General features: G+C 37.6%; 10 protein-coding genes. 9 read left to right on the top strand and 1 reads right to left on the bottom strand.

All coding sequences use genetic code 11. The features are described from left to right. Positions 1-2: 2 nt before the first annotated feature. Positions 3-950, bottom strand: a complete 948-nt coding sequence (locus tag MHH42_RS18015; protein WP_001129129.1) for a class I SAM-dependent methyltransferase — start codon at positions 948-950, stop codon at positions 3-5. 195 nt (positions 951-1,145) lie between these two features. Between MHH42_RS18015 and hutP the strand changes: the two genes are divergently transcribed. The 9 genes from hutP to MHH42_RS17970 all read left to right on the top strand — a co-directional run bounded on the left by hutP (position 1,146) and on the right by MHH42_RS17970 (position 12,514). Further along, positions 1,146-1,586, top strand: coding sequence for a hut operon transcriptional regulator HutP (gene hutP, locus MHH42_RS18010; protein ID WP_000926519.1), 441 nt, complete (start codon positions 1,146-1,148; stop codon positions 1,584-1,586). A gap of 103 nt (positions 1,587-1,689) precedes the next feature. Next, on the top strand, positions 1,690-3,207 hold the full coding sequence (gene hutH / locus MHH42_RS18005) for a histidine ammonia-lyase (RefSeq protein WP_097837392.1): 1,518 nt from the start codon (positions 1,690-1,692) through the stop codon (positions 3,205-3,207). A 23-nt stretch (positions 3,208-3,230) separates the two neighbouring features. Beyond that, entirely contained in the window at positions 3,231-4,889 is a 1,659-nt protein-coding gene (gene hutU, locus MHH42_RS18000) for a urocanate hydratase (protein ID WP_097837391.1), read from the top strand. 12 nt (positions 4,890-4,901) lie between these two features. After that, the gene (hutI, locus tag MHH42_RS17995; protein WP_097837390.1) at positions 4,902-6,173 is read left to right on the top strand and encodes an imidazolonepropionase; all 1,272 of its coding nucleotides are present in this window, start codon (positions 4,902-4,904) and stop codon (positions 6,171-6,173) included. Continuing rightward, positions 6,152-7,123 carry a formimidoylglutamase gene (gene hutG / locus MHH42_RS17990; RefSeq protein ID WP_097837389.1) on the top strand — a complete coding sequence of 324 codons (972 nt, stop codon included), beginning with the start codon at positions 6,152-6,154 and terminating at the stop codon, positions 7,121-7,123. Before hutI ends, hutG begins: the two co-directional genes overlap by 22 nt. Positions 7,124-7,402: 279 nt before the next feature. Continuing rightward, complete coding sequence (locus MHH42_RS17985) at positions 7,403-7,864, top strand: CarD family transcriptional regulator (protein WP_000486323.1); 462 nt, start codon at positions 7,403-7,405, stop codon at positions 7,862-7,864. A gap of 564 nt (positions 7,865-8,428) precedes the next feature. Continuing rightward, complete coding sequence (locus tag MHH42_RS17980) at positions 8,429-9,556, top strand: alkene reductase (protein WP_097837388.1); 1,128 nt, start codon at positions 8,429-8,431, stop codon at positions 9,554-9,556. A gap of 67 nt (positions 9,557-9,623) precedes the next feature. Next, positions 9,624-11,198: an FMN-binding glutamate synthase family protein gene (locus MHH42_RS17975; protein WP_000005175.1), complete on the top strand. Its 1,575-nt coding sequence runs from the start codon at positions 9,624-9,626 to the stop codon at positions 11,196-11,198. Between the two features lie 377 nt (positions 11,199-11,575). Further along, entirely contained in the window at positions 11,576-12,514 is a 939-nt protein-coding gene (locus tag MHH42_RS17970; RefSeq protein ID WP_340893721.1) for a ring-cleaving dioxygenase, read from the top strand. The last annotated feature ends 11 nt before the right edge of the window (positions 12,515-12,525 follow it).

Genomic DNA, 12,525 nt, shown 5'->3' with positions numbered 1-12,525 from the left:
TGCTAGCTTTTTTCTTTTTTACATCGATAAATCGCTACCGTTTTCGGATCATGCCATATACCGTTATGAAGTGATAATTCATTTTCTATTTCTTTTTGTAGCCATTCCTTCATTTCGGCGTGAAGATACATATTGTCTGGTATATTCAGTGATGGGAACATGCTAGAAATATAGTTTACGATCGGAGTAGCGTGATGAAAAACGAGTGCATTATGAATAACTGTTTCTGCAACAGTTGGAAAAACAGATTGTAATATCTCCTTACCATTTTCTAAACAAAATGGAGCAACCGCTGCTGATGTTTGCGGTAAATCAAATGCGGCTAACATCTTGTTACACATTTCAACTATACGAGGTAATGAAACGTTAGAATTTGTTGTAGCTAAAAGTGTACCGCCAGGACGAATGACTTTATAAAAGTCTTGAATGGTTCTTTTTACATCTTTCACGTGGTATAACATATGTCTTGCGATTATCCAGTCATAACAATTATCTTCGAATGGAAGTTTACTAGCATCACCCTGTTTCCATTCAATTCTATTACTTTTTTTAGCGGCTTCAGAAAGCATGGCTTTCGATTGATCAAATCCGGTTAATTGGCCTTTATGACCGTTAGTTTGTAAAAGGGAAAGGAATTTTCCGCTCGCGCACCCAACTTCTAATATGTTTTCTTTTCCTTGAAGTTGTAAATGTTCAAGGACGACTTCATCTAAATTCACTTGTTTCTCTTCGAAACGTTTATGCGTATGGATACGTGTTTGTAAATGGTTGCTGACGCTGTATTGGCGTTTTACATCATTCATTTTTTCGGATTCCACCTTCGTGCAAAATTGCTGAATCGCATGTGTTAATACATCTGTCTTCTTTAAGCCTTCGTAATGGAGTGCTGCTTCAAACCTTTCAAGTAAATTTTCTTCAATTCGAAAATGAATATCTTTTCGTTTCGCCACTGAAAACTCGCCTCTTTTCATCTGTTAGTGAAAATATAGCATGCCTGGAAATTTTGTGTAAATAATTTGTGTACACAAAATTAGGGGAGGTGAAAAAATGTTTGAATATGAGTTTAAACTATTGACGATTTAACCGTTTTCATTTATTCTTAAATTAAGAAATATTCAAATAATTAAAAGAAATGAGAGAGTCACATGCTTCTTCAAGGAACACATCGAATTGGTCGTATGGCCATGCTGTTGGCACTTGCGGATGAGAATGAAAGCCCTGTATTATCTATTCCAAAAGGTTGGAAATATTGTACAGGGAAAGTGGGTTCTATGAATTCGCAAAAGGTCGTAGCGGCAATGGAAACAGCGGCTAAAAGCAACCGAGTTATTGAAACGGATGTTTACAGAGAAACACATGCACTTTATCATGCAATAATGGAAGCTTTGTACGGAGTGACGAGAGGTCAAATTCAGTTAGCAGACGTTCTTCGTACAGTAGGACTTCGTTTTGCAATTGTGCGCGGTACACCATACGACGGAAAAAAAGAAGGCGAATGGGTTGCTGTTGCACTTTATGGAACGATTGGTGCACCTGTAAAAGGATCTGAGCATGAGGCGATTGGTTTAGGAATTAATCACATATGATTTGCCCATAGTCTATTAGTTAGAAGGGGGCCTTACTTTTTAGGACAGAAGTCTGTCTTAAAAAGATAAGGTCCCCTTTTGCCTTTTTAAGGAGGAAAAAAGAATGATTACGTTAACAGGACATACATTGACAGTTGAAGAAATGAAAAAGTTATTACTTGATGGGGAAGGTGTAACAGCTTGTCCAACTAGTATGCAAAAGGTGGCGGAGTGCCGCGAAGTAGTTGAGAAAATCGTAGAAGACGGAAAAGTTGTTTACGGTATTACAACTGGATTTGGAAAGTTTAGTGATGTGCTTATTCAAAAAGAGGATGTAAAGGCACTTCAACATAATTTAATTCAGTCACATGCATGCGGGATAGGTGATCCATTCCCGGAAGAAGTATCTCGCGGTATGTTAATTTTACGAGCGAACACGATGCTTAAAGGAGTATCTGGCGTTAGACCGCTTGTTGTAAATATGCTTCTTGAGTTTGTAAATCGCAAAATTCACCCAGTCGTTCCGCAACAAGGTTCACTTGGTGCGAGTGGAGACTTAGCACCTTTATCTCATCTTGCGCTTGTATTATTAGGCGAAGGTGAAGTGTTCTATAAGGGGAAACGCGTTCATGCGATGGTTGCTCTTACAGAAGAAGGTCTTGAACCGATTGAACTTGAAGCGAAAGAAGGGCTTGCATTAATCAATGGTACGCAGGCGATGACAGCGCAAGGAGTTCTTTCTTATATAGAAGCAGAAGCAACTGCATATCAAGCGGAATTAATTGCTTCGATGACAATTGAAGGATTACAAGGCATTATTGATGCATTTGATGAAAATGTTCATAAAGCACGTGGTTATAAAGAGCAAGTGGAAGTCGCGAGCAGAATTCGTGACATCCTTCAAGATAGTAAGTTAACAACAAAACAAGGAGAACTACGTGTACAGGATGCATATTCACTTCGCTGTATCCCGCAAGTACACGGTGCTTCTTGGCAAGTTTTAAATTATGTGAAAGAAAAATTAGAAATTGAAATGAATGCAGCAACAGATAATCCGCTTATCTTTGATGGCGGAGAAAAAGTAATTTCGGGTGGTAATTTCCATGGTCAACCGATTGCGTTTGCGATGGACTTCTTAAAAGTAGGAATGGCGGAACTTGCAAATATTTCAGAGCGTCGTATTGAGCGTTTAGTAAATCCGCAATTAAATGATTTACCTCCATTTTTAAGTCCAGAACCAGGACTGCAGTCTGGTGCAATGATTATGCAATACGCAGCTGCTTCACTTGTTTCTGAAAATAAAACGTTAGCACATCCGGCGAGTGTTGATTCAATCCCGTCATCAGCTAACCAAGAAGATCACGTAAGTATGGGAACAATCGCTTCACGCCATGCACATCAAATTATTCAAAATGTAAGACGTGTTCTTTCAATTGAGATGATTTGTGCGATGCAAGCAGCGGAATATCGCGGAATTGAAAACATGAGTACAGTGACGAAGAGCTTCTACCATCAAGGCCGTCAGCAAGTACCTTCTATTACAAATGACCGTATATTCTCAACAGATATTGAAAATATTACGCATTGGTTAAAAACGAATGATTCGATAAAAGAAAGATTAGATGTAAACGCAGCACTATAAAATGAGAAAAGGGAGAGATTGAAATGGAAAAAGTAAAACAAACAATTCGCGCGCCAAGAGGTACGGAGTTACAAACGAAAGGGTGGGTTCAGGAAGCTGCACTTCGTATGTTAATGAACAATTTAGATCCTGAAGTTGCTGAAAAGCCAGAAGAATTAGTTGTATATGGCGGAATTGGCCGTGCGGCTCGTAACTGGGAAAGCTATCAGGCAATTGTAGATTCATTAAAAACGTTAGAAAGCGATGAAACGTTACTTGTTCAATCAGGGAAACCAGTAGCAATCTTCAAATCACATGAAGATGCACCTCGCGTTCTGTTAGCGAACTCAAACTTAGTACCAAAATGGGCGAACTGGGATCACTTCCGTGAACTAGAGAAAAAAGGTCTTATGATGTACGGACAAATGACAGCTGGTAGCTGGATTTACATTGGGACACAAGGTATTTTACAAGGAACATATGAAACGTTTGGTGAAGCGGCTCGTCAACATTTCGGTGGTTCATTAAAAGGTACATTAACACTTACTGCCGGCTTAGGTGGTATGGGTGGTGCACAACCTCTTGCTGTAACGATGAACGGCGGTGTTGTAATTGCTATTGATGTTGATAAGCGCAGCATCGATCGTCGTATTGAAAAGAGATATTGTGACATGTATACAGAATCATTAGAAGAAGCATTAACTGTTGCGAACGAGTATAAAGAGAAGAAAGAACCAATTTCAATTGGCTTATTAGGAAATGCAGCGGAGATTTTACCAGAACTAGTGAAGCGTAATATTACGCCAGATTTAGTTACGGATCAAACATCTGCTCATGATCCATTAAACGGTTATATTCCAGTAGGCTACACATTAGAAGAAGCAGCAAAACTTCGTGAAGAAGATCCAGAACGTTACGTACAATTATCAAAAGAAAGCATGACAAAACATGTGGAAGCAATGCTTACGATGCAAGAAAAAGGCGCAATTACATTTGATTATGGAAATAACATTCGCCAAGTTGCTTTTGATGAAGGTTTGAAGAATGCTTTCGATTTCCCAGGATTCGTTCCAGCATTTATTCGTCCATTATTCTGTGAAGGAAAGGGACCATTCCGCTGGGTAGCACTTTCTGGTGATCCAGAAGATATTTATAAAACAGACGAAGTAATTTTACGTGAGTTCGCTGATAATGAACATTTATGTAACTGGATTCGTATGGCACGTCAACAAGTTGAGTTCCAAGGACTTCCATCACGTATTTGTTGGTTAGGTTACGGTGAGCGTGCGAAGTTTGGCCGAATTATTAATGAAATGGTGGCGAATGGTGAATTATCAGCACCGATCGTTATCGGCCGTGACCATTTAGATTGCGGATCAGTAGCATCTCCAAACCGTGAAACGGAATCTATGAAAGACGGTAGTGATGCAGTAGCAGATTGGCCAATTTTAAATGCATTAATTAATAGTGTAAACGGTGCAAGCTGGGTATCTGTTCACCACGGTGGTGGCGTTGGCATGGGGTATTCACTTCACGCTGGAATGGTTATCGTTGCAGATGGAACAGAAGCGGCAGCAAAACGTATTGAGCGCGTATTAACTTCTGACCCTGGAATGGGTGTTGTTCGTCACGTAGATGCTGGATATGACTTAGCTGTTGAAACAGCGAAAGAAAAAGGCGTTAACATTCCAATGATGAAATAAGGAGGAGAAAACATGCTGGACACTTTACTAATAAATATCGGTCAATTACTAACAATGGATCAAGAAGATGGCTTGTTAAGACGGGAAGCGATGAACGCGCTTCCTGTTATTGAAAACGGTGTGGTTGGAATTGAAAATGGCGTAATCACTTTCGTTGGAACAGCGGAAGAAGCAAAAGGAATACAAGCGAAAGAAGTTATTGATTGCGGCGGTAAAATGGTTTCTCCTGGTCTTGTTGACCCGCATACTCATCTTGTATTTGGTGGATCTCGTGAAAATGAAATCGCGCTAAAATTACAAGGAGTTCCGTACTTAGAAATTTTAGAACAAGGTGGAGGCATTCTTTCGACTGTAAACGCAACGAAACAAGCATCGAAAGAAGAACTTGTTCAAAAAGCGAAATTCCATTTAGACCGTATGCTATCTTTCGGTGTGACAACTGTAGAAGCGAAGAGTGGTTACGGATTAGATGATGAGACGGAATGGAAACAATTAGAGGCAACTGCACAATTACAAAAAGAGCACCCAATCGATTTAGTTTCAACATTTTTAGGTGCCCATGCAGTTCCGAAAGAGTATAAAGGAAGATCAAAAGAATTTTTACAATGGATGCTAGACCTACTGCCAGAAATGAAAGAGAAGCAATTAGCGGAATTCGTTGATATTTTCTGCGAAACAGGTGTGTTCTCTGTAGAAGAATCAAAAGAGTTTTTATTAAAAGCGAAAGAACTTGGCTTTGACGTGAAAATTCATGCAGATGAAATCGACCCTCTTGGTGGTGCGGAAGCAGCAGCTGAAATTGGTGCAGCATCAGCGGACCATTTAGTTGGCGCTTCTGATAAAGGAATTGAAATGCTTGCAAACTCTAATACAGTAGCAACGCTATTACCAGGAACAACTTTCTATTTAAATAAAGAAAGCTTTGCTCGCGGTCGTAAAATGATTGATGAAGGTGTTGCAGTTGCGTTAGCTACAGACTTTAACCCAGGCAGCTGTCCAACTGAAAACATTCAGCTTATTATGAGCATCGCAATGCTCAAACTGAAAATGACACCAGAAGAAGTCTGGAACGCGGTAACAGTTAACTCTTCGTATGCTATTAATCGAGGTGATGTAGCTGGGAAAATTAGAGTTGGTCGCAAGGCAGATTTAGTTTTATGGGATGCTTACAATTATGCTTACGTACCGTATCATTACGGCGTAAGTCATGTGAATACAGTATGGAAGAATGGTAATATCGCATATACAAGAGGTGAACAATCGTGGAGCACGGCCACTATTTAAAGAAAAATGCAAAGTTTATTGATCGTGAAGTGACGAAATGGAGTGAGATGATTAAAGATTGGGAGGAAGGCGTGGAAATATTCGGTGCTGCCTTAATTGGAGCACCCCTTTCTAAACCATCTATTAGTCATTCAGGAGCAAGTTTTGCTCCAAAAACAATTCGTGCGATGTTAGATGCATATAGCACGTATGCAATTACAGAAGAACACGATATGAAAGAAAGTGTTTTATATGATTGCGGTGATATTACGATGCATGTGACAAATATAAAAGAAAGTCATGACCGAATTGCGAAAACAGTTGGGCATCTAACGAAAGTAAATCCAAACATGATACCAATCGTTCTTGGTGGGGACCATTCGATTAGTTTTCCGAGTATAACAGGATTTGTAAATAGTAAAGGAAAGGTCGGTATTATTCAATTTGATGCTCATCATGATTTGCGTAATTTAGATGATGGTGGTCCATCAAATGGTACACCGTTCCGTAGTTTACTAGAAAATGGTGTCATTACAGGAAAACAACTCGTTCAAATTGGAATTCGTAATTTTTCTAATGCACGTGCGTACCATGAATATGCAAAAGAGCACGGTGTGACAGTGTATACAATGAAAGATGTACGAGAGCGAGAAATAAAAGATATTATGACAGAAAGCATTGAAGTATTAAGAAAACAAGGTGTGACTTCTATTTACATTTCTCTTGATATGGATGTACTAGATCAAGCATTCGCGCCAGGTTGTCCAGCAATTGGCCCTGGAGGAATGGATAGCTCAACTTTACTTGATGCGATTGAATTTATTGGCAAAGAACCCCTCGTGCAAGGGATGGATATAGTAGAAATTGATCCAACTCTTGATTTCAGGGATATGACGAGCAGAGTAGCTGCGCAAGTAATTATGAGTTTTCTTTTAGCGCGAGAAACGATTCGTAAGCAAGTTAGTATATAGGTTGGAAATTAAAAGTGAATCTTTAGCTATGTCTTACAAAAACACATTACTACTTATATTGTAGTAATGTGTTTTTGTATTGTAAGAGGTTTGTAAAATTAAAATGGGTGCTTATGAAAAAGTTGGAGGAATTGCGGTTTTGTAGTGTTATTTTGTGGATTAATTAAATTGTTTTGAATGAATTGACACGGGAAATAATTTTATGATAAAATAAAATTTTGCTAAAAAAATGAATATATGTTAAGCTTGAGAAGGTTACCATATATGGAGGTGGATTATTTGTTTCAAATTGGCGATAACATTGTGTATCCAATGCAGGGAGCAGGTATAATTAAAGCCATAGAAGAGAAAGAAATCGCAGGAAAAAAACAACAATATTATGTTATAAAAATGTCGGCTAATAATATGGAAATAATGATTCCTGAAGGGAAAATATTGAATTCAAATATACGACCAGTTACGGATATCACGGCATTAATACACATAATAGATATTTTTCAGCATGGGGAATCAGATAGATTACTTACGTGGAAACAAAGGTATAAAGTGAACACTGATAAAATAAAAACGGGTAAAATGCAAGAAGGTGCTGAAGTTGTGCGTGATTTAATGCGTATACAAAAAGAAAAAGCACTTAATGCAAGCGAAAAGAAAATGTTAGATAACGCACATGAATTTTTGATTAGTGAACTTGGATTAATTGAAGGTATCACAGAAAATCAAATAAAAAGCTTTTGTTAAGGTTCATTACAAATAATGTATTGCATCCCAAAAAAGGTCTTGAATTTTTTGGGAACATAATTATAGGCAATTAATCATTTCAAAGACATTCAACTCTTTCAAACCACTTTTAAAGCATTAACCTCTTTTGTTATTACTACAATCAAATCCATTTTTATTTTAAATTTCTTTTACGAATGTTCGAAGTTTAATTCAATACTTCGATAAAATAGTTACTTGATTTTTGCAATCCTGATTCACACTGGCACGGACGAGGAGCCGTAAGGATGAAAGAGAGGTAGGGCTTTCATTGTTTTAGGTATATAAGTTATTATTTTTAGAAGAATACGGAACCATTTTCACTTCTATTGATAAGGGATTCTTTATGTTAAAGAGATAGACGAATTGACAGCCATATATGGTCAACTAAAAAGGTTTCCTACTAAGGAAACCTTTTTAATTTTATTTAGAGCATTCTATTTTTTTGATATTCGAATGTTTTGTGGCAAAGTCGTATAAATTGACGCTACTATTTAAAAGTAAGTATGATGCAATTATAGTAAGAATTTTTTAGGGGGAAGAAAAATGACAAGTTCAAATAATAAAACGGCAAGTATTTATGAAGGAACGAATATAAACGCTGGTGGAACTTTTGAAAACGTTGAAGAAACGAAGTTATTTAATCCGATACAAATTGGGTCTTGGTCTCTTCGTAATCGCATAGCGATGGCACCGATGACGAGATGCTTTGCAGACAGTGAAACGGGTGTAGTTGGTGCTGACGTAGTTGAGTATTATCGCAAGCGTGCTGCTGATGGTATCGGGTTAATTATTACCGAAGGAATTGTCATTAGCCCAAGAGCAAAAGGGAACCCAGGGTTACCAGGTATGTATACACAAGCACAAATAGATTCTTGGAAACCTGTTACCGAAGCAGTACATAAAGAAGGCGGGACTATTATTGCTCAAATATGGCATGTTGGACGTATGAGTCATCACGAAATAATTGGTGGTCAATTACCACAAGCACCGTCAGCAATCGCTGCAGAGGGAAATGTTCCGCGTTTCCGTAAACCGTTTGATACACCAGAAGCAATGACAATAGAAGAAATAAAAGAGGTTATTGGTCAATACGCACAAGCAGCGAAAAATGCGATTGAAGCAGGATTCGATGGTGTAGAGATTCACGGTGCGCACGGATATTTAATAGATCAATTTACTTATGAATTTGCGAATAAGCGAACAGATAAATATGGCGGCGATTTAAAGAAAAGGTTAACATTTATGAAAGAAGTAACTGAGGCTGTAATAGAAGCAGTTGGAGCTGATAAAACACTTCTGCGCTTCTCTGCTTTCAAAGGTGATAATCCTACTTATATGTGGGAAAATCCAGAACTTGCAATTGAAACGTTTGTAAATATGTTCAAAGAAGTTGGATTAACGATGATTCACCCTTCAACGATGAATTATACGCAAGTGATTGCTGATGGCAAAAATTTTCATCAATTAGTAAGAAAATATTGGGATGGCACGATTGTTGGGGTTGGTAATTTAAATCCGAAAGAGGCTGAAGAAGCGTTGCAAGAAGGAACGATTGATGTAGCGGCATTCGGAAGACCATTGATCGCTAATCCAGATTTTGTTCATCGAATTAAACATGCTGAAAGTCTAGTTGAATATGACGCGAAAGAGCATCTTGCTACATTAGTGTGAATAAAGATAAAAGGAGAACATATAAAGTGTTCTCCTTTTATTATGGAATTTCATAGGGGGAAGCGGGATGAGTGAAACGCTACTCGTTATTATTAGTATATTGCTTTTTTTGATGTTGCTTTTAATCGTATTTTTTATTATTACATTTTTTATAAAAAAAAGAACGCATCACTCTATATTAAAACTTCATCCATACTTAGGGAGAATGCGCTATTTACTTGAAAAAATAGGGCCGGAATTTCGGCAATATTGGTTTGATCATGATACGGATGGAAAACCTTTTTCACGTTACGATTTTCAAAGTGTTATGTTTTTAGCGAAATATCGTTCTGAAATACTTGGTTTTGGATCGAAACGAGATTTTGGTGCATCGGGCTATTATATTGCGAATACATTGTTTCCAATTTTAACAGATGAATTAAGTGTGAATCTTAGGCAAGAACGTGAGGGGAAAAAATATGTGATTCATAAAGAAGGGTTATTTTCAAGAAGAGAGAAATTGACAGCGGATACAACAAATCTTTGGTTATATGAAGATGACGATGCAATTATAGTCGGTGAAAATCGCAAATACCAATGGGAATTACATGGAATGTTTGGAGCATCAGCGACATCTTACGGTGCGATTGGAGAGAATTATATTTTAGCGAGCGGTTTTGGTGCGAAAATGGCAGGCGGATCGTGGATTAATACTGGAGAAGGTGGCGTAATTCCAGAACATTTACATACAGGTGCGAATATCGTTGCACAAATTGGCCCTGGATTATTTGGATACCGTGATGAGAATGGCAATTTTTCAATGGAGAAATTTATGGAGAAAGCGAAAGAAAATAATATCAAGGCATTCGAATTAAAATTTGGGCAAGGTGCGAAAATACGTGGTGGTCATCTAGAGGGACAAAAAGTAAATGAGAAAATTGCCTCTGTTAGGAATGTACGAGAAGGAGAGACAATTAATTCGCCGAATCGATTTTCATTTTTAAATAATGCAGTGGATACACTTTCTTTTATTCAGCAGTTGCAAGAAAGTGGTGGTAAACCAGTCGGGATGAAAATTGTAATTGGTCAGCAGGAGCCTTTGGAAGATTTAATAAAAACAATGAAAGAATTAAACATTTATCCAGATTTTATTACAATAGACGGTTCAGAAGGCGGATCAGGGGCAACGTATAAATCGATGGCAGATAGTATGGGACTGCCGCTTATTCCAGCATTACTTACATTTATTGATACAGCGAATCATTATAGTGTCCGTGATAAATTCAAAGTGTTTGCTTCTGGGAAGTTAATAACACCGGATAAGGTGGCAATTGCTTTAGCAATTGGAGCGGATGCTGTAAATTCAGCCCGCGGATTTATGATGGCGAGCGGCTGTATTATGGCGCTTCAATGTAATTCCGGACAGTGTCCATCTGGGGTTGCAACGACGAATCCGCACTACCAAAAAGCGTTAGATCCGTATGAGAAGAAATGGCGAGTGATGAATTACATTATTAGTATGAGATATAGTCTGTTTTCATTAGCGGCAGCAGCGGGGGTGAAAAGCCCGCGCCATTTAACGAGGGAGCATATTATATTTAAGGATGAAAGAGGAGGAATTGTACCGCTGTCAGAATTGTTCCCTATAGTAAATAGGAGATAAAATATATGTGTTAAAAGTCATACATTTGTATGACTTTTTTATTCGATAATAAAGTTAATCAAGAGAACAATAATTTAAATAAGGAACTGATTGACAATGAAAAATAAGTAACTTATAATAAATCTTGAGTTCGAGATAAATCGTATTCTAAATAAAGACTTATTATGATTATAAATCGAACAAATATATTTTTGTGAATTATCTCGAATTCGAGATAATTCCAGTGGATCGAATGTTAATGTGTAATTTTAAAGTGTTTATCTCGGATTCGAGATAAAATTATAATAGCGGATTTTACTTTGCAGTATGGACAAAATGAATAATGAATTTGAATGTAAAACAAATTTTTATAATGAAATAAAAAAGGAGTGGCAGAAATGGAAAAGAAAACAATGGGGATTCATCATATTACAGCAATTGTAGGGCATCCACAAGAAAATGTAGACTTTTATGCTGGTGTATTAGGATTACGTTTAGTGAAACAAACAGTGAATTTTGATGATCCAGGTACGTACCATCTTTATTTTGGTAATGAAGGAGGAAAACCTGGAACAATTATTACGTTTTTCCCATGGGCAGGTGCTCGCCAAGGAATTATTGGAGACGGTCAAGTAGGCATTACTTCATATGTCGTACCAAAAGGTGCAATGGAGTTTTGGGAAAGTAGACTAGAAAAGTTTGATGTTTCATATACAAAGATGACTCGATTTGGGGAGCAATATTTAGAATTTGATGATCCACATGGTTTGCATATAGAATTAGTTGAAAGAGAAGAAGGCGAATTAAATAATTGGACTTTTGGAGAAGTTACGCCAGAAGTAGCAATTAAAGGATTTGGCGGTGCTGTTCTTTTATCTGCACAACCTCAAAAAACAGCTGAATTGTTAGAACACGTTATGGGTCTTGAGAAAATTGGAGAAGAGGGTGAATTTGTCCGATTCCGTTCTTCTGCTGATATTGGAAATATTATTGATTTAAAATTATCAACAATTGGACGCGGTCAGATGGGCGTTGGTACAGTTCATCATATTGCTTGGAGAGCGAGCGACGATGCTGATGAACTAGATTGGAGAGAACATGTATCTCGCTTTGGGTACGGTGTAACTCCTGTACAAGATCGAAATTATTTTAATGCAATTTATTTTAGAGAACACGGTGAAATTTTATTTGAAATTGCAACAGATCCTCCTGGTTTTGCTCATGACGAATCGTTAGAGACGATGGGTGAGGAATTAAAGTTACCGGAGCGATATGAACCAAATAGAAAACAGATTGAACAAACACTTTTACCATTTGAAGTGAGAAATTTAGATTAAAGTAATTGAAA

Source organism: Bacillus sp. FSL L8-0099 (assembly GCF_038006385.1).
Lineage (GTDB): Bacteria > Bacillota > Bacilli > Bacillales > Bacillaceae_G > Bacillus_A > Bacillus_A toyonensis.
The sequence above is the reverse complement of the archived record's forward strand: the minus strand, read 5'-3'. Positions and strand labels throughout refer to the sequence as shown.

Coding starts and splice junctions, on each gene's coding strand:
- hutP (WP_000926519.1), top strand. CDS start 1,146: ATGCTTCTTCAAGGAACACATCGAATTGGTCGTATGGCCATGCTGTTG.
- hutH (WP_097837392.1), top strand. CDS start 1,690: ATGATTACGTTAACAGGACATACATTGACAGTTGAAGAAATGAAAAAG.
- hutU (WP_097837391.1), top strand. CDS start 3,231: ATGGAAAAAGTAAAACAAACAATTCGCGCGCCAAGAGGTACGGAGTTA.
- hutI (WP_097837390.1), top strand. CDS start 4,902: ATGCTGGACACTTTACTAATAAATATCGGTCAATTACTAACAATGGAT.
- MHH42_RS17980 (WP_097837388.1), top strand. CDS start 8,429: ATGACAAGTTCAAATAATAAAACGGCAAGTATTTATGAAGGAACGAAT.
- MHH42_RS17975 (WP_000005175.1), top strand. CDS start 9,624: ATGAGTGAAACGCTACTCGTTATTATTAGTATATTGCTTTTTTTGATG.
- MHH42_RS17970 (WP_340893721.1), top strand. CDS start 11,576: ATGGAAAAGAAAACAATGGGGATTCATCATATTACAGCAATTGTAGGG.